This is a genomic window from Thiobacillus denitrificans ATCC 25259 (genome assembly GCF_000012745.1).
Lineage (GTDB): Bacteria > Pseudomonadota > Gammaproteobacteria > Burkholderiales > Thiobacillaceae > Thiobacillus > Thiobacillus denitrificans_B.
Map to the genome: position 1 here is coordinate 2,194,378 of NC_007404.1, position 23,459 is coordinate 2,217,836.

A 23,459-nucleotide genomic window follows, 5' to 3' on the forward strand; every position below is an offset into this window, starting at 1 on the left:
TGGAGCAAGGGTTTAAAAACAATCCCCGCCGGAGCGGGGACTGCGCATCTTACGCTTTTTGCCTGACAAATCAACCGCAATCGATTCAAATCACGCAGTCGACGTAATAGCGGGCCTTGCCATCGACTATATCTTCGACGAGACCGTGGACGTCGCTCTCGAAGCCCGGGAATTTCTCGTTGAAGTCGCGCGTGAACTGCAGGTAGCGCACGATCGTGGCGTTGAAGCGCTCGCCGGGAATCAGCAACGGGATGCCGGGCGGATACGGCGTCACGAGCATGGCCGTGATGCGTCCCTCGAGGGCGTCGACGTCGACGCGTTCGATCTCGCGATGCGCCATCTTCGCGAAGGCCTCGGCCGGACGCATCGCGGGCGCCATCTCGGAGAGGTACATTTCGGTGGTGAGCCGTGCGACGTCCTTGGCCTTGTATATCGCGTGGATCTGGTCGCAAAGATCCTTGAGGCCGGTCTTCTCGTAGCGCGGGTGCTTCTCGATGAACTCGGGCAGCACGCGCCATAGCGGCTGGTTCTCGTCGTAGTCGGCCTTGAACTGCTGCAACGCCGTCACCAGCGTGTTCCAGCGGCCCTTGGTGATGCCGATCGTGAACATGATGAAGAAGGAATAAAGTCCGGTTTTCTCGACGATGACGCCGTGCTCGGCGAGGTACTTGGTGACGATCGCGGCCGGAATCCCCCAGTCGGCGAACGCGCCGTCGACGTCGAGCCCGGGGGTGATGACCGTCGCCTTGATCGGGTCGAGCATGTTGAAGCCGGGCACGATCTTGCCGAACTCGTGCCAGCGCGCGCCCGCTTCGAGCATCCAGTCCTCGCGGTCGCCGACGCCCTCCTCGGCGAGCTTCTCGGGCCCCCAGACCTTGAACCACCAGGAGTCGCCGAATTCCTCGTCGACCTTGCGCATCGCGCGGCGGAAATCCAGCGCCTCGCGGATCGACTCCTCGACCAGCGCCGGGCCGCCGGGCGGCTCCATCATCGCGGCGGCGACGTCGCACGACGCGATGATCGCGTACTGGGGCGAAGTCGACATGTGCATCAGATAGGCTTCGTTGAAACGATGGAAGTCGAGCTTGCGCGTCTCGGAATCCTGCACCAGGATCTGCGACGCCTGACTCAGGCCGGCCAGAAGCTTGTGCGTCGACTGGGTCGCAAACACCAGCGCGTCCTTGGCGCGTGGGCGGTCCTTGCCGATCGCGTGCATGCCACGGTAGAAATCGTGGAAGGTCGCGTGCGGCAGCCAGGCCTCGTCGAAATGCAGCGTGTCGATATAGTCGCCGAGCAACTCCTTGATCATGTCGACGTTGTAGAGGATGCCGTCGTAGGTCGACTGGGTGATCGTGAGGATGCGCGGCCGCCCCTTGACCTCCTTGGCAAAGGGATGCGCGGCGATTTTCTTCTCGATGTTCTCCGGGCGGAACTCGTCCATCGGGATCGGCCCGATGATGCCGTAGTGGTTGCGCGTCGGGGTGAGGAAGATCGGGATCGCCCCGCACATCATGATCGCGTGCAGGATCGATTTATGGCAGTTGCGGTCGACGACGACGATGTCGCCGGGCGCGACCGTCGCATGCCACACCATCTTGTTCGACGACGAGGTGCCGTTGGTGACGAAGAAGAGATGGTCGCAATTGAAGATACGCGCGGCATTGCGCTCCGACGCGGCGACCGGGCCGGTGTGGTCGAGCAGCTGGCCGAGTTCGTCGACGGCGTTGCAGACGTCGGCGCGCAGCAGGTTTTCACCGAAGAACTGGTGGAACATCTGGCCGATCGGCGACTTGAGGAAGGCGACGCCGCCCGAGTGACCGGGGCAGTGCCACGAATACGAGCCGTCGGCGGCGTAATGGGTGAGCGCGCGAAAGAACGGCGGCACCAGCGAATCGAGATAGGCGCGGGCCTCGCGCGCGATGTAGCGGGCGAGGAACTCGGGCGTGTCTTCCAGCATGTGGATGAAGCCGTTGAGCTCGCGCAGGATGTCGTTCGGGATATGTCGCGCGGTACGCGTCTCGCCGTGCAGGAAGATCGGAATCTCGCCGTTGCGGAAGCGCACTTCCTCGACGAAGCCGCGCAGTTTGTCGAGCGCTGCCGTCGCGTCCTCGGCGGTGCCCCCGAGTTCCTCGTCGTCGATCGAGAGGATGAAGGCTGACGCACGCGCCTGTTGCTGGGCGAACGACGTCAAGTCGCCGTAGTTCGTGACGCCCAGCACCTCCATACCCTCTTTTTCGATCGCTTCGGCGAGCGCCCGTATACCGAGGCCGGACGCGTTTTCCGAACGGAAATCTTCGTCGATGATGACAACGGGAAAACGGAAGCGCATGGCGGCTCCTGGAATAAGGCCGTGGATAAGACGCCGAGGGATCGGTGTGGCAGCCGGCTTAGCGCGCGCGGGCCACTCAGATCTTGGGCAGGGTCACGCCGACCTGGCCCTGGTATTTGCCGCCGCGATCGCGATACGAGGTCTCGCACACCTCGTCGGACTCGAGAAACAGCATCTGGGCGACGCCCTCGTTCGCATAGATGCGCGCAGGCAGCGGCGTGGTGTTCGAAAACTCGAGGGTGACGTGCCCCTCCCACTCGGGTTCGAGCGGAGTCACGTTGACGATGATGCCGCAGCGGGCGTAGGTGCTTTTACCCAGACAGATCGTCAGAACGCTGCGCGGAATACGGAAATATTCGACGGTCCGCGCGAGCGCGAAGGAGTTGGGCGGAATGATGCAGGAATCGCCCTTGACCTCGACGAAGGAGTTCGGATCGAAGGCCTTGGGGTCGACGATCGTCGTATTGATGTCCGTGAAGAGCTTGAATTCGCTCGCGCAGCGCACGTCGTAGCCGTAGCTCGACGTGCCGTACGACACGATGGATCGCCCCGCTGCCTGCTTGATCTGTCCGGCTTCGAACGGTTCGATCATGCCATGCTCGGCCGCCATGCGGCGGATCCATCGGTCGGACTTGATGCTCATCAGGTGTTGGAAATGACGATATTGGGGAATTTGGCCGAATGGTCGACGGCCGTCTCGCCAATCTTAACAGCAACGCGGCGCGCGATCTGCTTGTAGATTTCGGTCACGCGCCCGTCCGGGTCGGACACGACTGACGGCTTGCCGGAATCGGTGTCGGCACGGATGCTGGAATCAAGCGGCAGCGCGCCGAGAAACTCGACGTTGTAGTCGCGGCACATGCGTTCGCCGCCGCCTTCGCCGAAGATGCGCTCTTCGTGCCCGCAGTTCGAGCAGATGTGCAGGCTCATGTTCTCGACGACGCCGATGATCGGGATGCCGACCTTCTCGAACATCTTGAGCCCCTTGCGCGCGTCGATCAGCGCGATGTCCTGCGGCGTCGTCACGATCACGGCGCCGGTCACGGGCACGCGCTGCGCGAGCGTCAACTGGATGTCGCCCGTGCCCGGCGGCAGGTCGACGACGAGGTAGTCGAGCTCGTTCCAGTTGGTGTTGTTGAGCAGCTGCTCGAGCGCCTGCGTCACCATCGGCCCGCGCCACACCATCGGCGTTTCGACGTCGATCAGGAAGCCAATCGACATGGCCTGGATGCCGTGGCCGATCAAGGGATCAAGATTCTTGCCATCGGTCGACTCGGGTTTGTCGGTGATGCCGAGCATCGTCGGTTGCGAGGGACCGTAGATGTCGGCGTCGAGCATGCCGACGCGGGCGCCCTCGGCCGCAAGCGCGAGCGCGAGGTTCACGGCCGTCGTCGATTTGCCGACCCCGCCCTTGCCGGACGCGACCGCGATGATGTTCTTGACGTTGGGGATCAGCTTGACGCCGCGCTGGACGCTGTGGGAGACGATCTTGAAGCTGACGTTGGCCGTCGCCTTGCTCACGCCGTCGAGGGTCTTGAGCTTGTCCTCGACCTGCTGCTTGATCGTGGCGAGCTGGCTTTGTGCAGGATACCCAAGCGCGATGTCGACGGACACCGCGTCGCCGTCGATCTTGATGTTGCGGGCGGATTTGGTCGTGACATAGTCCTTGTGCGTATTCGGATCGATCAACTCTTTCAGTGCGGACTGCACCTGAAGTTCGGAAACGGCCATGTTTGCTCCAGCGGTTGATTAGCAATCGCTCATTTTAACGAAATCCCGCGCCTTGGGTGAACGAAAACCCTGAAGGGACGCGGGATTCCCTGTCATTGGCAGGGGGATCGAAGCCGGTGTTTTTCGCGTCGAGGCGGACCTCCGGGGAAATTCCCGGCCTCTAACGGGGCTCGGCGTAGTGGGCGACGAGCACGGCCTCCGGAACGCGCAGCCGGATGGCGGCGGCCAGTTCGGTGATCGCGCCGGGGCGGGGCCGCAACGACACCCACAACAGGTTCAGCTTGAGGTTGAGGTCGGCGAACACGACGTCATGGTGCAGCGCGAGCACCGCCTGGATATCACGCGACGCGCGTTCGATTTCGCTGGCGGGCCGCGAGCGCAGGCGCGGAATCAGCATCATGAAATCCGTCAGCAGACGGCCGGCGTGATCGCGGGTCGGCGCAAGTTGCCACAGCGGCAGTGCCGGGGACGGGGCGGGGGCTAGTCTGTCTGAAGCATGGATACGGATCTTCATTCTGCCTCCCGCCAAGCGCGTTCAAGGCTTGAGCTGTAGGTCGAAAGGGACTTCGCGTCGTTCGCCCGGTCGCCGCGTGTGTTGTCGCAGATACCGGAGGTCCCTGTGAAGGTAGCGCTCGAGTTCCTCGAGCGCAAGGCGATAGACCTCGCGCTTGAAATCGACGACCGCCTCCATCGGAACCCAGTATTCGTTCCAGCGCCAGGCGTCGAATTCCGGGTGGGCGCTCGCGCGCAGTGACACGTCGCAGTCGCGGCCGGTCAGACGCAGCAAAAACCATATCTGCTTCTGGCCCCGATACAGCCCGCGATTGTCCCGGCGCGTCCAGTGGGGCGGTACGTCGTAACGCAGCCACTCGCGCGTCCGTCCGAGGATGCGGACATGGCCCGGCAACAGGCCGACTTCTTCTTCGAGTTCCCGGAACATGGCCTGTTCCGGCGTTTCCCCGGCGTTGATGCCGCCTTGGGGAAACTGCCAGGCGTGCTGGTTGACGCGCTTGCCCCAGAAGACCTGGTTGCGCGCATTGCACAATATGATGCCTACGTTCGGGCGGTACCCTTCTCGATCGATCATGGCCGCCACCATAAATTCAGTTCAGTTGCTTGCATTCTTCCACACCCGTCGCAAATTGCAAACCTCGGGCGCCCGGAAAAACGCGTTTAGTTCTTGTTTTCATTGGGGGTTTGCGACTCGCGACGCACGAAACCGGCGCACTTCGCAGACCTCCCGGCTGCCGCTTTCCGCGCGGGAAACCCAAGCCGGCGGAAGGGGAAGTCGCGCCCGCTCAGCTGGAGGCATCGTCTGCCCACTGGAAATCGCGCGCGAAGGCGCGCAGATCGATGCCCCAGCGCTTCGACAGGTCGGCGAGCCGCGGCAGGACAGCGGCAAGGCGGGCGGGCGCGTCCGCTTCGCTGAAGGCGAAAAGGATGACGTTGGTCTTGTTCTGCACCGAGATCCAGCCAACCGCACCATCGAAGGCACGCGTCAATCGCGCGAAATATTCTGCGTAGTCCCGGTCCCGCCCCCACAGATTGACGACGAGCACGCCGCCCGGCTTCAGGGCGCGGTGGCAGGCGGCGTAGAAGGTCTGCGTCGCGAGCGCCTCGACCTGGTTGCCGGCGTCGAAACCGTCGAGCAGGATGACGTCCGCGCTCGCCGGGTGCCGGCGCACGTAAAGCGCGCCGTCGCCCTCGATCACTTCGAGGGCTGCGTCGTTAGGCGGCAACTCGAAATGCGCGCGCGCCGCGGCAATGACCCGCGGATCGATCTCGACCGCGGTGATATGGGTTTGCGGCCGCTGCTTGCGGATGAACTTGGCGAGCGAGCCGCCGCCCAGCCCGACCATCAGAACCGCCTGCGGCGTGGGATTGAACATCAGAAAACCCATCATCGCGCGCGTGTAGGCGAGTTCGAGATCCCACGGCCGGCTCAGCCGCATCGCGCTCTGGATCGCCTGGCTGCCGAGGTGGAGCGTGCGCACGCCGCGCTCCTCGGTAACTTCCAGCCCGTCGTCGGCCGCCCGACGTCTCCCAAACCGCAATCGCATTGCCATTTCCACCTCGAATCGAGCGCGGAAGATTACACGGCCGCACGCTAAAATGCCGCTTTTCCTCCCGGCTTGTCCACCATGCGCACCACCCAGTTTTTCCTGTCCACCACCAAGGAAGCCCCGTCCGAAGCCGAACTCGTCAGCCACAAGCTGATGCTGCGCGCCGGGCTGATCAAGCGTCTGGGCTCCGGGCTCTACACCTGGATGCCTCTGGGCCTCCGCGTGCTGCGCCGGGTCGAGGCCGTGGTCCGCGAGGAGATGAACCGCGCCGGTGCGATCGAGCTGCTGATGCCGGCGGTGCAGCCAGCCGAGCTGTGGCAGGAAACCGGGCGCTGGGCGCAGTTCGGGCCACAGATGCTCAAGATCAAGGACCGCCACGAACGCGAATTCTGCTTCGGACCGACCCACGAGGAGGTCATCACCGACCTTGCCCGGCGCGAAATCAAGAGCTACCGGCAGTTGCCGCTCAACTTCTACCAGATCCAGACCAAGTTCCGCGACGAGATCCGGCCGCGCTTCGGGGTCATGCGCGCCCGCGAGTTCCTGATGAAGGACGCCTACTCCTTCCACGCGAGCCGCGAGAGTCTGGCCGCCACCTACCAGGCGATGTACGACGCCTACGGGCGGATCTTCACCCGCCTCGGCCTGCGGTTCCGGGCGGTCGCCGCCGACACCGGCGCGATAGGCGGCTCGGCCTCGCACGAATTCCACGTGCTCGCCGATTCCGGCGAGGATCTGATCGCCTACTGCCCGGACTCCGATTACGCCGCCAACGTCGAACTTGCCGAGGCGCTCGCCCCGGCGGCTGCCCGCGGCGCGCCGCAGGAGGCGATGCGCGAGGTCGAGACGCCCAAACAGACGACCTGCGAGGACGTCGCCGCGCTGCTCGGCATCCCGCTCGCCCGCACCGTGAAGCTCATCGCCGTGATGGCGGGGGAGCGGATGGTCGTCGTGCTGCTCCGCGGCGACCACATGCTGAACGAGGTGAAACTGGCCAAGATCGAGGGCCTGGCCGATTTCCGCCTCGCGAACGAAGCCGAAATCCGCGCCGTCTTCGACTGCCCGCCCGGGTTTCTCGGCCCGGTCGGCATCGACCGCTCGACGATCCGGGTCATCGCGGACCGTGCCGTCGCGGTCATGAGCGACTTCGTCTGCGGCGCCAACAAGCCGAAATTCCACCTCGCCGGCGTCAATTTCGGCCGCGACCTGCAGGAACCCGATCTCGTGGCCGATATAAGGAATGTCGTCGCCGGCGACCCGAGTCCGGACGGCAAAGGCACGCTCGCGCTGTGCCGCGGCATCGAAGTCGGCCACGTGTTCCAGCTCGGCAACAAGTACTCGCAGGCGATGAACGCAACCTACCTCGACGAGGCGGGAAAGGCGCAGGCGATGGAGATGGGCTGCTATGGCATCGGCGTGTCGCGCATCGTGGCCGCCGCGGTCGAGCAGAACCACGACGGCAAAGGCATCGTCTGGCCGGCGTCGATGGCGCCCTTCTCGGTCGTCATTGTCGCCATCGGCTACGGCAAGAGCGCCAGCGTTAAAAATGCCGCGGATACGCTCTATGCTGATCTGATGGCGGTCGGGGTCGAAGTCCTGCTCGACGACCGCGACGAACGCCCCGGCGTGATGTTCGCCGACGCCGAACTGGTCGGCATCCCTCACCGCGTCACGCTCGGCGAGCGCGGCCTGAATGAGGGAGTCGTGGAATATCAGCCGCGCCGCGCCGCGCCGGAACAGGGCGCCGATGCGCGGAAAATCGCGGTCGCCGAAGCAAAGGCGTTCTTGATGGGTGTATTGGGAGACTGACATGCGGAAAACGACGCGGGGCCTGCTGATCGCGGCCATGCTGCTGGCCTCGGCGGCCCACGCCGGCGGCCAGCGCGAGGAGGCGTTGGCGGCCAACGTCCGCGCCTCGTTGCAGCGCGCCCTGGCCGACACGGCGGTGACGCGGACGGCGTTTCGCGAGCGCGCCGACGAACACGCCTGGCTCGAGGAAATGTCGCGGCGCCTGGCCAAGCGCATCCCGAACGAGGCCGAACGGCTCGAATTCCTCACCACCCTGCACTGGGAAGCCTCGCGCGCCGGCGTCGACCCGCAGCTCATGCTCGGCCTGATCCAGGTGGAAAGCGGCTTCCGCAAGTACGCGGTATCGCCGGTTGGCGCCCGCGGCTACACCCAGGTGATGCCGTTCTGGCTCGAGGCGATCGGCAGCCCCGATCACAACCTGTTCCAGCTGCGCACCAACCTGCGCTACGGCGCGCTGATTCTGCGTCACTATATCGATATCGAACGCGGCGACCTCTTTCGCGCCCTCGGCCGTTACAACGGCAGTCTCGGCCGACCGGAATATCCGAATCTCGTCGTCGGCGCGTGGAAGCGCCACTGGGACTACACGCCCCCCACCCGCTCGGCGAGCGCCTCCGCAGACGTGCGAAGCTGACCGTCGCCCCGCTTGATTTCGCGCGCGCGTCAGGGCATCGTAATCGGGCGCGTCAAGCCGGCGCGTGCAACGGGGAGTCGCTCATGAAAACCATCTTTGCCACCATTCTGGCGCTCGCGCTTGCGGGTCTTGCCGGGTGTCATACCTATCCGCCGCAGGGCGAGGTCCGGGTACACGACCGTGACTACGACGCGCGGATCGTCTTCAGCGACCGTGATCGCATGATCCTGCGCGACTACTACCGCGGCTATCGCCTTCCGCCCGGCCTGGCCAAGAAGGGCAAGGTTCCGCCGGGGCACGCATTCAAGCTCGAACGCGACCGCGGCATTCCGCCCGGGGTGCAGTGGGACCGTCTCCCTGGCGATCTCGAACGACGGCTGAGCCGCTTGCCCGAGGGCTACGTCCGCATTCTCGTCGGGGGCGACGTGGCCATCCTCCATACCCGCACCCGGGTCGTCGTCGACGTCATCCACGATCTCTGGAACTGACGCCGGCCGCGCCGCCTGAGGCGCGGCTGTCGAAATTTCGACCGGCCGTCATCGAGCCGTCACGCAGGTGGGCGCTTCCACGCGAGGCGCCCCGCGGAAAACCGCGTCAACTCTGGCATTCCGGGGAGCGCGGTCGTCCGCCACGCCTGGCACAGGCCGTGCAATGTCTCCGTTACGGGCCCAGCGCCCGCAATCACAATAACGGAGGCGACATGGATATGACCCTGCAGCTGTCCCGCACGGTAAAGGGGCAGGAAGAGATCTTCAACCTCGGACACACGCTGCGGCCGCGGCAGCGCCAGATTCTGTTCACGGTCGGCAACGGCATTTCGTTCGGCGAACTGCGCAGCAAGCTGCCGAATTGCGCGGAACTCGAGACGATGGTCAACGACCTGCTGCAAAGCGGCTTCATCCAGGCGCTGCGCACCATGGCCGGCGGGTCTGCAGCGGCACGCGCCGAGGCAAGCCGCCCCGCGCCCGTGCAATCGCCGGCCCGCTTCATGTCTGCGCATGCTTACGTCCTCGAATTCATGGCCGCTCTGGTCGGGACCAAGTCGCCTGCGTATCGCAAGATGAGCGAGGCGCAGGACCTGGCCGGCTTCAACGCGATCCTGCCGATGTGCCAGAAGGTCATCGCGGCAGTCGCCTCACCCCATCAGGCGGCCGAAATGGAAGCCGAGGTCGCGAAGCGCCTCGCCGGCTGAGCGCCGTGTTTGCCGCCGGCGCGAAGTCAGCTCAGCGCTCGGCGGCCTCGAGTATCACTAGCGGTTTGGGCTGGCAGTCGGCAGTCACGACGCTGCCGGGCCCACCCGGAATGGCCTTTACGATTCCCGCGAACGGCGCTCTCAATTCGGCATCGCTCAGGTCCTTGCGCGCGATCGTCCGCCGCGCCTCGGCTGCCGCGAGCGCCGCGCGCGCACGTGCATGGCGCAGCGTCGCCGCCTCGAGCTCGGTCGTCGACGAGACGGTGCGATCGAACAATTCCTGCGCCCGCACCGCTTCGCGTTTGGCGTCCGCCTCGTCGGCCTCGGCGCGGGCGTACTCGGCCTCGGCCTCGGCCACCCGCGCGCGCAGCACCGTGCGATCCAGGCGCAAGAGCGGTGCACCCTTCTGCACCCGCTGCCCCGGCCTCACGAGAACCGCTTCGACGACCCCGGAAACCCGCGTCGTGAGTTCGACGCTCGCCGCCGCCGCGGGCAGCGCCAGGGCGGCGAGCCCCAGAGCCGCGAGCGTACGTCCCGCCGTGTGCTGCTTCATTACTGTACCCCCTCGGTAGGCGGCAGGTTGCCGCCGGACAATGCCTCGAGCCGCGCCAGTGCGAGTGCAAGCTGATACTCGACCCGCTTGCGACGCAGTTGCGCGACTTGCGTCTCGGCCATGCTCGTGCCCAGATTCGTCTTCAGTTCGAGCTCGTATTCGGCCCGTGCGCGCTCGAGCGCCCAATCGCGGTACTCGATCTGGCGATCGGCGGCGATCTGCGCACTGCCCCGCAGCCATTCGATTTCCTGGAGCGTCGCGAGAACGGCGTCCTTCAGTTCGAGGCCGAGCTTCTCCAATTCGGCCGCGCTGCGTTCCTTTTGCGCCAGTTCGCGGGCTATGCGCGCGTCGACGCGTCTGCCCTGATAGAAGGGTACGGTGAACACGAGGCCGGCACTGACGTCGTCGCGCGTCGTCGATTCGCGGCTGTAGCGGGCGCCCGCCACCTCGACGTCGAGGGTCGGATTGCGTTCGTTGCGCACGGCCGCGATGCGCGCCTCGGCGGCGGCGACTTCAGCCTTCAGCGCGCGCAGGCGCGGGTTGTTTTCCATCACCCAGGCCAGCAGCCGGTCGAATTCGGGCAACGCACGCCGGTTGTCGGCCAGCACAGGTTCGACAAGCTCATCCGGCAACTCGGCGGGTCGATTGATCGCGTGAGCGAGCCGTTGGCGTGCCATGCGCATGCGCTGCATGCTCGCGTTGCGGCGCTCGCGAATGTCCTGATAGTCGGCTTCCAGACGCAGCAATTCCGGCTGGCTGATGTCGCCGACCTCGAAGCGGTCGCTGGCGTTGTCCCAGGACACGTAGGCGACCGCCATGAATTCATTGTCGGCGGCGTACTGCATGTCGGCGAGCAGGACGTCGAAGTAACGCGCCATGATGTCGACGCGTCGCGCGCTCAGCGTGCTGAGCAACTCGGCCTCGCGCGCGTCGACGCCTCGCTCGGCGGCCGTGATGCTGTCGCTGCTGCGCCCGAAATCGAGGACCGGCTTGCGCGCGACGAGACGCAGCGCATTGTCGGGTTTCCAGCCGTCATCGGGCCGGCGTCCGCTACGCAGCGCGCCATCGAGGTAAAGGCTGAAATCCCTGCGGCTTGCGGCCTGCAGACGCTCCGCCCGCGCAAGCGCGAGGTCGCTTTCGGCGATGCGCCGCTCGGGATGCGGTGCCGCGGCGGCAGCGAGCGCGGCCTCGAGCGTCAGCGGTTCAGCGACCGCCGTCAGCGGCAGGACGCTCAACAACGCGACCCAGGCCGCGCGCTTCATTTGCCCTGTTTGTAGCGAGTGAACGGCTGGTTCGCGTAGGCCCCGTCGACGACGTAACGCGCGAGCAACAGGAACTCGGCTTTATCCTTGGTCGGCCCCGTGTGACGGGCGATAAGTTTGCCATCGAGGTCGAAGAACAGCAGGGTCGGCGTCGCGCGCACGCGGTGCGCGAACGCGAAATCCTTTTCGGTCGTCGCCTTGCCCTTGAAGTCGGTCATCGACGTGTCGCCGTTCACGTCGATCGAATAGACGAGAAATTGCGCGCGGTAGGCGTCCTGCACGTCGCTCTGATTGAGGATCGTCGTTCTCATGCGCTCGCAGAATGGGCATTCGTCCATCTCGAAGAACAGAAAGATGCCTTTCTTGCCCTGCTCCCGCGCAGCATCGAGTTCGGCCTGGAAATCGCCGAACTTGGCCTGGAAGAAATGGCTCGCCGGATCGCGCGTCTCGGCCCAGGCAGGCGCCGCCAGTAGCAGGACGAAAGCAAGAAACAGTTGGCGCATGGACATCTCCCGATTATTTTGCGGGCCGGGCCCCTTTGCCCTTGAGATAGCTTTCCACCGCTTCGCGCGTGACGGCACCGACCTGCTGCGCGACCATTTTACCTTCGGGGTTGAACAAATAGGTCGTCGGCAGCCCGCGCACCGGGCCGATCTGGCTCACGATCTGGTGGTTGCCGAGCACGATCGGATAGTCGACGAGGAGACCCTCGGTGAAATCGGTGACCTGCTTGGCATTCCGGTAATCAAGCGCGATGCCGATCACCACAAGATTGTTCTTCTTGTCGCCGTGCAGCGCGATGAGATCGGGGATCTCCTCCAAGCACGGCGGACACCATGTCGCCCAGTAATTCACCAGCACCCACTTTCCCTTGTAGCCGTCGAGCGTGTGCGTTTTTCCATTGGTGTCGGTCACCTTGAAACCCGCCGCCTGCGCGACACTCGCCGCCAGTGCGAGCAGCAGTGCGCCAAACCACATGGGATAAAATCGCGTTCTTTGCAACGTCTGCATTACTTCCCCCGATCATGAATGAATTCCGCACCGAGAAGGACTCGCTCGGCGAAGTCCGGGTTCCCCGAGACGCGTGGTACGGCGCCCAGACCGCACGGGCCGTGAGCAATTTTCCCATTTCGGGCCGCGCGCCGGATAAGGATTTCGTACTAGCGCACGTGCGTATAAAGCTCGCAGCGGCACGCGCGAATTGCCAGCCAGGGTGGCTGCCGGAACTCAAGCGCGACGCAATCGTCGCGGCCTGCGAGCAGATCCTCGCGGGCGCGCACCTCGACCAGTTCGTCGTTGACCGCTTCCAGGCGGGTGCGGGCACGAGCCACAACATGAACAGCAACGAGGTCATCGCGAACCTTGCCAACGTCGCGCTCGGCGGCGAAAAGGGCCGCTACTCGCCGGTCAACCCGAACGACGACGTCAACATGGGGCAGTCGACCAACGACACGATCCCGACCGCGATACGTCTCGCAGTGTTGGCGAAGCTGCCCCGCCTGGTCGCCGCCGTGCGCGGCATGGCCGGTGAATTTTCGCGGCTGGCCGAGCGCGAAAAGGACACGGTGAAATCGGGCCGGACGCATTTGCAGGATGCCGTGCCGACGACGCTCGGCCAGGAATTCGACGGCTACGCGTGGACGCTGGCGCGTTGTGCGGCGGCGCTCGAAGCCGTGCGCCCGGCCCTGTGCGAAATCGGCCTCGGCGGCTCGGCGGCCGGGACGGGACTGAACACCTCGCCCGATTATCCGGACCGCGTCGCGGCGGAACTCGCCGCGCTGACCGGCGAATCGATTCGCGCCGGCCAACTCGTCGCGCAGATGCAGTCGATGAACGACCTTGCGCGGCTGTCCGGCGAAATCCGCAATCTCGCGCTCGAACTCACGCGCATTTCCAACGACCTGCGCCTGCTTGCCTCGGGGCCGCGTACCGGCCTCGGCGAAATCCAGCTGCCGCCGGTGCAGCCCGGCTCGTCGATCATGCCGGGCAAGGTCAACCCGGTCATGTTCGAAATGCTGAACCAGGTCTGCTTCCAGGTGCTCGGGCAGGATGCGGCGGTCTCCTACATGGTGCAGGCAGGCCAGCTCGAGCTCAACGTGATGATGCCGGCGCTCGGTTCGGCGCTTTTCGACGCCATGGACTGGCTGACCAACGCAATCGACGCCGCCACCGAGAAGAACCTCAAGGGCATCGTCGCCAACCGGGAGCGCTGTGCGTTTTTCATCCACCAGAGCGTCGCGCTCGCCACGCTCCTGAACACCCGGATCGGCTACATGGAGGCCGCCGAGGTCGCCAAGGAATCCGAAAAAACCGGCCGCCCGGTCCGCGACATCGTCGCGCAGCGCGCGCTGATGGATGCCGCCGAGTTCGACGCGCTCGTGCTCGCCGCGGCGCATGGCGTGGGTAGCGGGGGCGGGGGCGGCTGAGCGCCGACGAGAGACCGCGACATGGTGATCCAGTGGTTCCCGGGGCACATGACGACCGCCCGCAAGAAGGCGGCCGAAACGATGGCCCAGATCGACGTCGTGGTCGAGGTGCTCGACGCCCGCCTGCCCGAAGCGGGCTGCAACCCGATGATCCACGAACTGCGCGCGCATCGGCAGCGGCCCTGCCTCAAGGTGCTGAACAAGGTCGACCTCGCCGACCCCGCCGTCACGCGCGCCTGGCTCGATCACTACAACCGGCAGCCCGGCGTGATGGCGGTGGCGATCTCGGCGAAGAAAGCGGCCGACGTGGCCAAGCTTTCCGCCCTTGCGCAGAAGCTCGCACCGCACCGCGACGACGCCTTCAAGCCGTTGCGGCTGATGATCATGGGCATCCCCAACGTCGGCAAATCGACGCTCATGAACACCTGGGTCAAGCGCCGCGTCGCGGCCGTCGGCGACGAGCCGGCAGTCACCAAATCGCAGCAGCGCATCAACCTGTCGCCGCGCCTGATTCTGGTCGACACGCCGGGCATGACCTGGCCGAAGATCGAGCACGACGCCGACGGCTTCATGCTCGCGGCGAGCCACGCGATTGGCCGCAACGCGGTTATCGACGAAGAGGTCGCGGTATTTCTCGCGGCCATCCTGCTCGAACGCTATCCCGCGCTGTTGCGGGCGCGCTACGGCTTCGACGTCGAGGGACTCGATGCCACAGGGGTCGTCGAAGCGGTGGCGAAAAAACGCGGTTGTCTGCTCAAAGGCCGGGGCGGCGAACTCGACCTCGAGAAGGCCGCGATGATCCTGCTGACCGACTACCGCAGCGGTGCGCTCGGCCGGATCAGCCTCGAGACGCCGGATTCACGCCGCGCGATGCTCGCTGGCGGAGCGCCGACGAACACCGCTGGCGCGGAGAACGGCGCAGACCAATCGCCCTAGGGTGCGGCAGCGCGATCGAGCCAGACCAGGGTTTCTGTGCGTGCGTGAATTGCCCCCACCGGAAGGCGCTCGCCATCGCGCCAACGCCGCATCGCTTCGCGCTTGGACGCGCCGCCGACGAGAAACCAGACCCGTCGACTACGGTTGAGGCGCGCCGCAGACAGGCTCACCCGCTCGGGCGGCGGCTTCGGCGAATCATGGACGGCGAGCGCATCGGCGCTGTCGGCCGTCTCGCCCCAAGCCTGTCCCGGAAACAGGCTCGCGGTATGCCCGTCTTCGCCCATCCCGAGCAGCACGAGGTCGAAATCCCCCACTCCTTCGAGTCGCTTCGAATACGCGTCGGCCGCGTCGCGTGCGCCGCACTCGGCCGGTATTGCATGACGATTTATCGGCGGAATCCGCGATGCCGCGAGCCACGCCATTTCCGCCATCACGCTGTTGCGTTCAGGGTGGTCGGCGGCGACGCAGCGTTCGTCGCCGTACCAGACGACCCAGTGCGCGTCGCCGGCACCGCGCGCGGCGAGCGCCCGATACAGCTCACGCGGCGTGTTGCCGCCCGCGAGCACCAGATGGAAGCTGCCGCGCGCCCGGATGTCGGCCTCGGCCTCGGCGCACAAGGCGTCGGCAAGCGCCGCCACGAGATGTTCGGGGTCGGGGAAGACCCGTACCTCGGGCAGGCTCACAGTTCGTTGCGCCAGGTCTGATCGTCGCTGTCGAACAGGCGGTTGGCCTCGGCCGGCCCCCAGCTGCCCGCGGGGTAGGTCGGGATGAACTCGCGTTCGACCGCCCAATTCTTGAGGATGGGGTCGACCACCCGCCACGCCCATTCGACCTCGTCGAAACGGATGAACAGCGAGCGGTCGCCCTCGATGACGTCGAGCAGCAGCGTCTCGTAGGCATCGAGCGTCTGCTCGTCGGTCTTGAGGAAGCTCGCATTCATCTGCATGACGCGCGTCCCCATGTCGAGCCCCGGCTGCTTGACGTGGATCTCCATATGCATGGACTCCTCGGGCTGGATGCTGAGCAGCACCCAGTTCGGCGCAACCGATTCGAAGGGCGTCTCGCGGAACAGCTGCTGTGGCGGCTGCCGGAAGCGGATCGCGATGATCTGCGTCTGCCGCGGCATGCGCTTGCCGGTCCGCAGATAAAACGGCACGCCGCGCCAGCGCCAGTTGTCGATGTAGAACTTGGCGGCGACGAAAGTCTCGGTCGTCGAGTTGTCCTCGACGTTGTCTTCCTGCTGGTACGCGCGCGCGATCTGCCCCTCGACGCTGCCGCGCGAATATTGCGCGCGCACCGCATGGGCGTGCACCGCGCGCTTCGAGATCGGACGGACCGAGCGCAAAACCTTGACCTTCTCGTCGCGCAGCGCGTCGGCCTCGAGCGCGGGCGGCGGCTCCATTGCGACCACCGTCATCAGCTGCATGAGGTGGTTCTGCAGCATGTCGCGCAAGGCCCCGGCACGATCGTAATAGTCGGCGCGCTTGTCGATGCCTCCGGACTCCGCGACCGTGATCTGCACGTGGTCGATGAAATTGCGGTTCCACAGCGGTTCGATCAGCGTGTTGGCAAAGCGGAACACGAGTAGGTTCTGCACCGTCTCCTTGCCGAGGAAATGGTCGATGCGGTAGACCTGTTGCTCCTCGAAATGCTGGTGGAGCAGGCGGTTGAGCGTCTGCGCCGACTCGAGATCCTCGCCGAAAGGCTTTTCGATCACCACGCGGTTGAGTCCGCGCGGCTTGTTCAGCCCAGCGGCCTCGAGATTCTGGATCACCGCGCCGAATTCCGCAGGCTTGATCGCGAGGTAGAACACCGTCGCCGAACATGAGCTTTCCGGCGGCAGACGCTCGGCGAGCGCGTGGTAGGCGTGGGGATCGTTGAGGTCGCCTTTGTGGTAGGCGAAGCGCGCGAGAAAGCGGTCGAAGGTCGGCGTGTCGAGCGGGCCCTTGATCTTGTCGCGGAGGACCTCGCGCATGTGTTCGCGCCAGCTCGCGGTGTCCCAGTCGCGACGCGAAAACGCGATGATGCTCAGGGATTCGGCGAGCCGCGCAGCCGCCTCGAGATGATAGAGCGCAGGCAGGAGCTTGTTCGACGCGAGATTACCGGTGGCGCCGAAAATGACGAACGAGCACGGCATGTTTTCGACGCTGGCGTCCTTGGTGACCGTCATGTCAAGCTTCCTTCACGGCGTGGCCGCCGAAACCCTGCCGCATCTTTGCCAGCATCTTTGCCGCGTAGTCGTTCTTGCCCTGGGTGGCGAAACGCATCATGAGCGCGAGCGACATGACCGGCGTCGGGACGCCCTGCTCGATCGATTCGAGCGCGGTCCAGCGGCCTTCTCCGGAGTCGGCGACGAAGGGTTCGATCGCGTCGAGCGTCGAATCCTGCGCGAGAAAATCCGCCGAAAGATCGAGCAGCCACGAACGCACGACGCTGCCGTGTCGCCACAATTCGGCGATCGCGCCGACGTCGAGATCGAAGCCCGGCTTGTTCTTCATGAGCGCGAAGCCTTCGGCGAAGGCCTGCATCATTCCGTACTCGATGCCGTTGTGGACCATCTTGACGAAGTGTCCCGATCCGACCGGCCCCGTGTGAAGCCAGCCCGTGGTCGGCGACGGAGCGAGCGCTTCCATGTACGGCTTGAGCCGCGCGGCCGCGACGTCGGAGCCGCCGAACATGATGCAGTAGCCGTTTTCCAGCCCCCACACGCCGCCCGACACGCCAGCGTCCGCGTAGTCGATCTGTCTGTCGGCGAGCAGCGCGGCGCGGCGCTGGTCGTCCTTGTAATAGGCATTGGCGCCGTCGACCAGAAGATCGCCCGCGTCGAGCAGGGGCAGCAGCGCGGACACGGCGTCTTCGGTCGCCTTGCCTGCCGGCAGCATGAGCCAGACGATGCGTGGCGCCTGCAGCGCCGCGACGAGCTCTTCGGGCGTTCCGCACGCGAGATGGCCGGCTTCTGCCGCGATCGCATCGCTCACGTCGCGGCTGCGGTTGTAGAGGGCGATGCGAATGCCCTTGCGGCCGAGCCGCCGAGCCATGTTTCCGCCCATGCGGCCGAGTCCGATGATGCCGAATTCCATGCTTGCTCCTTTGCTTGATGTCTACAGCGCGTGAGCTGCGGTCATTGCCGCGGGTCACTACACCGCTTCACTATAGGTCGTCCGGCTTGCCCGGCGCCGCGGCGCTTGAGTCAGGTTAGCAGGCCCGGAAACAGTTCACCGAGACCGCGGGCGATCATCTCGATCGAGATCGCCGCGATGATCAGACCCATCAAGCGGGTGACGACGTGAATGCCGGTTTTTCCGAGTCGCTTCGCGATCACGGGCGCGGCGCGGAAAGCGAGCCATACCGACAGCGCGACGAGCCCGACCGGTAGCAGCAGCAGGCCACGCTGCAGCGTGTGGCCCTCGAGTGCGCCGGCGGCGACGATGACGTGGGTGATCGCGCCAGGGCCGGCGAGAAGCGGGACGCCAAGCGGCACGACTCCGACCGAGTCTTTCTCTTCCGCCTCGACGGCCTCGTCCTGCGTCTGCCGCTGCGGGCTGACGTGCGCCTCGACCATCGACAGCGCCAGCAAAAGAAGCAGCAAACCGCCGGCGACCGAGAACGCCGCGAGCCGGATTCCGAAGAAGGTCAGCAGCGTTTCACCGGCGAACGCGAAGATCGTCAGCACGCCAAGCACCGTCAGCGCCGCGATGCGCGCGGCCGCGCGACTTTGCGTAAGCGTGAAGCCGTGCGTCGCCATCAGAAAGATCGGGATGACACCGACGGGATCGACGATCGCGAACAGCGCGAGCGCCGCCTTCAGCAGTTCGAGGAGGTCCATGTCATGCATCATAGCCACATGACATGTCGTGCTTCAGCGCCTGCGGAAAACCAGGTCCCAGACGCCGTGGCCGAGCCGGATCCCGCGCTGCTCGAATTTGGTGAGCGGGCGGGTGTCGGGACGAGGCACGTAAGCGGCGGCGGTATTTTCCAGCTGGGCCTCCGCCTCGAGCACGACGAGCATCTGCTCGGCGTAGTCCTGCCAGTCGGTTGCAAGATGGATGTAGCCCCCCGGCGCGAGGCGGCTCGCGAGCAACTCGACCAGGGGGGCCTGGATCAGGCGGCGCTTGTGATGGCGCTTCTTGTGCCAGGGATCGGGAAAGAAGATATGGATGCCGGCGAGCGTCGCGGGCGCGAGCATCGCGGTCAGCACCTCGACGGCGTCGTGCTGGATCACGCGAACGTTGCCGAGTTCGCGCTCGCCAAGCTGCTTGAGCAAGGCGCCGACGCCGGGCGTGTGCACCTCGACGCCGATATAGTCGATTTCCGGATGGGACGCGGCCGTTTCCGCCAAGCCTTCGCCCATGCCGAAGCCGATCTCCAGAACGCGGGGCGCGACGCGAGCGAACACGGCGTCCAGATCGAGCAGCTCGGGCTGGTAGGGCAGTACGAAGCGCGGGCCGAGTTCGACGAGCGCGCGGGCCTGCCCCGAGCCGACGCGACCCGCCCGCAGCACGTACGAGCGGATGCGCGGGCGAGCGCCGCCGTCTGCTGTCATGCTGCTCACTTGCTGCCGCTGATGAGGCCGCTGGTCGGCGAGCTCGGGCTGGCGCGATAGATCTTTTTCGGCATCCGGCCGGCGAGGAAGGCCTCGCGACCGGCTTCGACGGCCTTTTTCATCGCCGACGCCATCAGCACCGGATCGCTGGCCCCTGCGATCGCCGTGTTCATGAGCACGGCGTCGCAGCCGAGTTCCATCGCGATCGTTGCGTCGCTCGCGGTACCGACGCCCGCGTCCACGATCACGGGGACCGTGAGGCGGTCGATGATGATCTGCAGATTCCACGGATTGAGGATGCCCATGCCCGAACCGATCAGGCTCGCGAGCGGCATCACCGCGACGCAGCCGATGTCTTCGAGCTGCTTGGCGGCGATCGGATCATCCGAGGTGTAAACCATGACCTGGAAACCCTCCTTGACGAGCACTTCGGCCGCCTTGATCGTCTCGGCAACGTTGGGGTACAGCGACTCGGCGTCGCCCAGCACCTCGAGCTTGACCAGGGCATGGCCATCGAGCAGTTCGCGCGCCAGACGCAGCGTGCGGATCGCGTCCTCTGCCGTATAACAGCCGGCTGTATTCGGCAGGTAGGTGTATTTAGACGGCGGCAGCGCGTCGAGCAGGCTGGGCTGACCGGCGTCCTGGCCGATGTTGGTGCGGCGGATGGCGACCGTGACGATCTCGGCCCCTGACGCTTCGACCGCAAGCCGGGTCTGCTCGAAGTCCTGGTATTTCCCGGTGCCGACCAGCAGGCGCGAGGCATAGGATCGTCCGGCGATGATGAGAGGTTGCATGATTTCGGAGTCGGTGCAGAAAAACGCTGGAGAGGATCTGTTCAGCCGCCACCCACCGCGACGACGATCTCGAGGCGGTCGCCGTCGGCAAGCGCAGTGTCGCCGTGCTGGCTGCGCGGCACGATTTCCCCGTTGCGCTCGACGGCAATGCGCTTGCCCGCGAGGTCGAGCGCGTCGACAAGTCGTCCGAGGGTGAGCGGTTCGGGGAAGCTGCGGGCTTGGCCGTTGATGACAAGTTCAATCACAACTTCTATCCGGCAGGACTATTCAGTAGAATCCGTCATTCTACCCTGAAGCCTCCCACCGGGTTTCAACGGCAAGGCGCCAAGCGGGCGTCGTATAGTGGCATTACCTGAGCTTCCCAAGCTCATGAGGAGGGTTCGATTCCCTTCGCCCGCTCCAGTTCTCCCGGCGTATCGAGCGCCGTCTCGATCCTCTTCCCCCTCCCACTCACTGTTAGCACAGCCCTGCGATGGACCGCGCAGCCCCGGCCACACCGTTCAGCCGATGGGACGCCAAGCCCGGCCGCGCAATGCCCGGAGTCCCATTTCGGGCAAGCCCTCGGCATCCGGCGGCGCGGCGAGATCGGTGCATGTGAGTGGTCGCTCACCCGAAGAGCCCTCGCCGACAGCAAAACCGCACCCACGGTCCTGGTTGTCCGGGTTTTTTAGGCGCCGCACCTCAAGTTTTGGCGAAGCCACGCCGATATGCCTGCTATGCGGTTTTGTGTCGATTTTCCGACGCAATTGCCGACCACCGAACAGGGCAACCCGCCTCGGGAGGGAACGTACAGTCACGGCGCCGACCCGAGGCGGCCGCCGGACCGGGCGGCAAAAGTAGCCGTACGCACAGCCCCGTTTCCGGTCGGCCCATCGCCGATACGCGAGGTGAACCCATGGAGCGCGAAATGCCAGACAAGTCAGTCGTAGTCAACCTCAACGAGTTCGAGCGGACCCGCCGAGTCCAGGTCTCGCCGGAAATCGTGTCGGCCCTGCACAACTGCCGCGATCTGCTGATCGAGGGCTCAACGCGCGTACTCACCCGCCAGAGCGAAGCGATGGAAAACGCATTGCTCGCGATGGCCGAGCGCGCACCGCTGCTCGAGACCCGCAATAGCTATTACGCCGCGCAGAGCACGCTCAACAAGCGGGCGAACGAATTGCTCAGCGCCTGCAAGGACGCCTATTGCACGCGCTTCAACGACTTCGCCCATGCCAGGGATAAAGCCGCCGGCGCCGACATGCTCGAGCTGTCGCTGGTCGACGACCAGGACTTCGAAATCACGCTCGTCGTCGACAAGGCGACCTCCCGCCTGCGCTACAACTGCGCCGAAGAACTCGTCGCCCTTGACGCGCGCATGGCGCACCTGATGGGCCGTTCCGACCTGTCCGAAAACGACAATCCGCTCGGCCCGCGCGCGCTGTGCGAGGCGCTGCTCGAGGGTATCGGTCGCGTCCAGTCCGAGCAGCACGTGAAGATTGTGCTGCTGAACCAGTTCGACCTCGCGCTGACAACGGAACTCGCGCACATTTATCAGTCGATCAATCGCGCGCTGATCGAGCGCGGTGTGCTCCCCGATCTCAAGGTCGGGGCCAAGAGCCGCGCGCAGCCGAGCGGAGCACAGGGCGCGCCCGCCTCGGGCGGCACGCCCCAGGCCGCGGGGGCGGACCCGGGCAGCGACATATTCCGTCTTTTCGAGCAACTCGCGGGTGGCGGCGGCCTCGTCCCCGGCGCTGCGGGCGGCTATCCCGGCGGCGGCGCCGGCCACGGATTCGGTGCGGGGTTCAGCCTCGTCGACTCGCTGGGCCAGCTGCAGACCGGAAGCATCCTGCTCCCGGACGGCGGCCGGTTCACGCTACCCCTCGCCGAAGCGGCGACGATCCAGAACGTTCTGCGCAGCCTGCAGCGCAGTCCCGTCATGCAGGCGGCAAGCCCGCTCGACGCCGTACTCGTCGACGCCGTGGCGATGCTCTTCGACGTCGTGTTCGACGAAGCCTCGGTCCCCGACCGCCTGAAGGCGCAGATCGCGCGCCTGCAGATCCCGGTACTGAAGGCGGCGATGCTCGATCGCAACTTCTTCTCGCAGCCGAACCACCCGGTCCGCCGCATGCTCGACGCGATCGCGACCCTCGCCGTCCACCTGCCGGACAACGAGGCCGGTAATGCCCGCCTCGACGCGATCTCGGAAGTGGTGAGCCGGGTCCTCGACGGCTTCGAGCAGGACGTCGCGATATTCGCTTTCGCCGCGACCCAGCTCGAAGCGATGGGTACCCTGCTCGACGACACGCTCGACCGTACGGCCGATGCCGGACTGCAGCACGAGATCGACGAGATCAAGCAGGCGGAGCGTGCTGAGCTCGCCCCGGTGATCGTGCACGACTTCATCAATCGCGCGCTCAAGGATCAGCCGGTCGCCGACACGATGCGCGAATTCCTGCGTCGTGACTGGGCCCAGTTGCTGACCCGCGACTACCTGCAGGAAGGCGAAACGGGGGCGCATTTCAACAGCCATGTCGAGACCATGCGGGAACTCGTCTGGAGCGTGCAGCCCAAGGCCGACATGGACGCCCGGCTCATGCTCGTGCGCATCCTGCCCGGGCTGCTGAAGCGGCTGCGCGAGGGAGTCGCCGAAATCGACCTCCCGCAGAAGCTGTCCGATCATTTCTTCGCCACGCTGGTGATTCTTCATGCGAACGCGGTGCGGCCGAACGCACAGCCCGTCCCGCTGCCGGACATCAGCCCGGAAGACATCGCAGAACTCACGCCCGCAGCCGAAGCCGCATGGAACGGCACCGCGTCGACTGCAGTCGGCAGCGACCTCGAGCCGACGGCGGTCGAGATCGAGGACGAATTCACGGCGCGGGCGCGCGCGCTCAACAAGGGCGACTGGGTGGAATTCCACTACGACGACGGGACCTTCCGCTGGGCCCGCTTGGGCTGGATCAGCGGGGTCAAGAACACCTATCTCTTTTCCGACCAGGACGGCATGAACAGCTTCTCGATCGGGCTGCACCGCCTGGCGGACAAGCTGCGCCGCGGCGAGGCGGTCCTGGTCGAACGGAAATCGATCACCGAGTCGGCCTTCGGCAAGCTCCTGAACCTGTTCCGGCAGAAGCTGGGCGTCGCCTGAGCCGCCGCGCCGAACACGACCCGCGGACCACGTGTTGCGCCGCGCGGGTGGTGTTAC

At 65.6% G+C, this 23,459-nt stretch carries 24 protein-coding genes and 1 tRNA gene; 8 read left to right on the forward strand and 17 right to left on the reverse strand.

Features of this window, described 5'->3' with window-relative positions; translation table 11 throughout:
* Window positions 1-85 precede the first annotated feature (85 nt).
* From TBD_RS10570 to TBD_RS10595, 6 genes are all read right to left on the reverse strand, one after another.
* On the reverse strand, window positions 86-2,329 hold the full coding sequence (locus TBD_RS10570) for an arginine/lysine/ornithine decarboxylase (protein ID WP_011312618.1): 2,244 nt from the start codon (window positions 2,327-2,329) through the stop codon (window positions 86-88).
* Between the two features lie 76 nt (window positions 2,330-2,405).
* Window positions 2,406-2,972, reverse strand: coding sequence for a dCTP deaminase (gene dcd / locus TBD_RS10575; protein WP_011312619.1), 567 nt, complete (start codon window positions 2,970-2,972; stop codon window positions 2,406-2,408).
* Window positions 2,972-4,060, reverse strand: a complete 1,089-nt coding sequence (gene apbC, locus TBD_RS10580) for an iron-sulfur cluster carrier protein ApbC (RefSeq protein ID WP_011312620.1) — start codon at window positions 4,058-4,060, stop codon at window positions 2,972-2,974. Before apbC ends, dcd begins: the two co-directional genes overlap by 1 nt.
* A 160-nt stretch (window positions 4,061-4,220) precedes the next feature.
* Window positions 4,221-4,574: a hypothetical protein gene (locus TBD_RS10585; RefSeq protein ID WP_011312621.1), complete on the reverse strand. Its 354-nt coding sequence runs from the start codon at window positions 4,572-4,574 to the stop codon at window positions 4,221-4,223.
* 21 nt (window positions 4,575-4,595) lie between these two features.
* A complete protein-coding gene (locus TBD_RS10590) occupies window positions 4,596-5,147 on the reverse strand; it encodes an RNA pyrophosphohydrolase (protein WP_011312622.1) in 552 nt (183 codons plus the stop codon).
* Between the two features lie 211 nt (window positions 5,148-5,358).
* Window positions 5,359-6,126, reverse strand: coding sequence for a polyamine aminopropyltransferase (locus TBD_RS10595; RefSeq protein WP_011312623.1), 768 nt, complete (start codon window positions 6,124-6,126; stop codon window positions 5,359-5,361).
* A 75-nt stretch (window positions 6,127-6,201) separates the two neighbouring features.
* Between TBD_RS10595 and TBD_RS10600 the strand changes: the two genes are divergently transcribed.
* The 4 genes from TBD_RS10600 (at window position 6,202) to TBD_RS10615 (ending at window position 9,758) form a co-directional block, all read left to right on the forward strand.
* Window positions 6,202-7,932, forward strand: a complete 1,731-nt coding sequence (locus TBD_RS10600; RefSeq protein WP_041432704.1) for a proline--tRNA ligase — start codon at window positions 6,202-6,204, stop codon at window positions 7,930-7,932.
* 1 nt (window position 7,933) lies between these two features.
* Window positions 7,934-8,566 (forward strand): lytic transglycosylase domain-containing protein, encoded by a 633-nt coding sequence (locus TBD_RS10605; protein ID WP_011312625.1) that lies wholly within the window; start codon window positions 7,934-7,936, stop codon window positions 8,564-8,566.
* Window positions 8,567-8,649: 83 nt separating this feature from the next.
* Window positions 8,650-9,054 (forward strand): hypothetical protein, encoded by a 405-nt coding sequence (locus tag TBD_RS10610; RefSeq protein WP_049750251.1) that lies wholly within the window; start codon window positions 8,650-8,652, stop codon window positions 9,052-9,054.
* A gap of 212 nt (window positions 9,055-9,266) precedes the next feature.
* Complete coding sequence (locus TBD_RS10615) at window positions 9,267-9,758, forward strand: hypothetical protein (RefSeq protein WP_041432705.1); 492 nt, start codon at window positions 9,267-9,269, stop codon at window positions 9,756-9,758.
* 31 nt (window positions 9,759-9,789) lie between these two features.
* Here the strand turns inward: TBD_RS10615 and TBD_RS10620 are convergent, their stop codons facing one another.
* From TBD_RS10620 to TBD_RS10635, 4 genes are read right to left on the reverse strand one after another with little or no spacing between them, the layout of a single operon-like run.
* The gene (locus TBD_RS10620; protein WP_011312627.1) at window positions 9,790-10,311 is read right to left on the reverse strand and encodes an efflux RND transporter periplasmic adaptor subunit; all 522 of its coding nucleotides are present in this window, start codon (window positions 10,309-10,311) and stop codon (window positions 9,790-9,792) included.
* Window positions 10,311-11,573, reverse strand: coding sequence for a TolC family protein (locus TBD_RS10625; protein WP_011312628.1), 1,263 nt, complete (start codon window positions 11,571-11,573; stop codon window positions 10,311-10,313). Before TBD_RS10625 ends, TBD_RS10620 begins: the two co-directional genes overlap by 1 nt.
* The gene (locus TBD_RS10630; RefSeq protein ID WP_011312629.1) at window positions 11,570-12,076 is read right to left on the reverse strand and encodes a SoxW family protein; all 507 of its coding nucleotides are present in this window, start codon (window positions 12,074-12,076) and stop codon (window positions 11,570-11,572) included. Before TBD_RS10630 ends, TBD_RS10625 begins: the two co-directional genes overlap by 4 nt.
* 13 nt (window positions 12,077-12,089) lie before the next feature.
* Window positions 12,090-12,584: a TlpA family protein disulfide reductase gene (locus tag TBD_RS10635; protein ID WP_011312630.1), complete on the reverse strand. Its 495-nt coding sequence runs from the start codon at window positions 12,582-12,584 to the stop codon at window positions 12,090-12,092.
* A gap of 14 nt (window positions 12,585-12,598) precedes the next feature.
* On the opposite strand from TBD_RS10635, the gene TBD_RS10640 reads away from it, so the two are divergent.
* A complete protein-coding gene (locus TBD_RS10640; protein WP_011312631.1) occupies window positions 12,599-13,999 on the forward strand; it encodes an aspartate ammonia-lyase in 1,401 nt (466 codons plus the stop codon).
* Window positions 14,000-14,020: 21 nt separating this feature from the next.
* Window positions 14,021-14,935: a ribosome biogenesis GTPase YlqF gene (ylqF, locus tag TBD_RS10645; protein WP_011312632.1), complete on the forward strand. Its 915-nt coding sequence runs from the start codon at window positions 14,021-14,023 to the stop codon at window positions 14,933-14,935.
* On the opposite strand, the gene pgl is transcribed toward ylqF, so the two are convergent.
* From pgl to thiS, 7 genes are all read right to left on the reverse strand, one after another.
* Window positions 14,932-15,618 (reverse strand): 6-phosphogluconolactonase, encoded by a 687-nt coding sequence (gene pgl, locus TBD_RS10650; RefSeq protein WP_011312633.1) that lies wholly within the window; start codon window positions 15,616-15,618, stop codon window positions 14,932-14,934. The genes ylqF and pgl overlap by 4 nt on opposite strands.
* On the reverse strand, window positions 15,615-17,105 hold the full coding sequence (gene zwf, locus TBD_RS10655) for a glucose-6-phosphate dehydrogenase (protein ID WP_011312634.1): 1,491 nt from the start codon (window positions 17,103-17,105) through the stop codon (window positions 15,615-15,617). The genes pgl and zwf overlap by 4 nt, the downstream gene beginning before the upstream one ends.
* 1 nt (window position 17,106) lies before the next feature.
* A complete protein-coding gene (gene gnd / locus TBD_RS10660) occupies window positions 17,107-18,015 on the reverse strand; it encodes a phosphogluconate dehydrogenase (NAD(+)-dependent, decarboxylating) (RefSeq protein ID WP_011312635.1) in 909 nt (302 codons plus the stop codon).
* Window positions 18,016-18,125: 110 nt separating this feature from the next.
* Window positions 18,126-18,761, reverse strand: a complete 636-nt coding sequence (locus TBD_RS10665; protein WP_041432708.1) for a MarC family protein — start codon at window positions 18,759-18,761, stop codon at window positions 18,126-18,128.
* A gap of 33 nt (window positions 18,762-18,794) precedes the next feature.
* The gene (gene trmB / locus TBD_RS10670; protein WP_011312637.1) at window positions 18,795-19,478 is read right to left on the reverse strand and encodes a tRNA (guanosine(46)-N7)-methyltransferase TrmB; all 684 of its coding nucleotides are present in this window, start codon (window positions 19,476-19,478) and stop codon (window positions 18,795-18,797) included.
* A 5-nt stretch (window positions 19,479-19,483) separates the two neighbouring features.
* A complete protein-coding gene (locus tag TBD_RS10675; RefSeq protein WP_011312638.1) occupies window positions 19,484-20,272 on the reverse strand; it encodes a thiazole synthase in 789 nt (262 codons plus the stop codon).
* A gap of 41 nt (window positions 20,273-20,313) precedes the next feature.
* A complete protein-coding gene (thiS, locus tag TBD_RS10680) occupies window positions 20,314-20,517 on the reverse strand; it encodes a sulfur carrier protein ThiS (RefSeq protein ID WP_011312639.1) in 204 nt (67 codons plus the stop codon).
* Between the two features lie 83 nt (window positions 20,518-20,600).
* On the opposite strand from thiS, the gene TBD_RS10685 reads away from it, so the two are divergent.
* Window positions 20,601-20,674 (forward strand) — tRNA-Gly (locus TBD_RS10685).
* Window positions 20,675-21,179: 505 nt separating this feature from the next.
* Window positions 21,180-23,402 (forward strand): DUF1631 domain-containing protein, encoded by a 2,223-nt coding sequence (locus tag TBD_RS10690; RefSeq protein ID WP_148203049.1) that lies wholly within the window; start codon window positions 21,180-21,182, stop codon window positions 23,400-23,402.
* The last annotated feature ends 57 nt before the right edge of the window (window positions 23,403-23,459 follow it).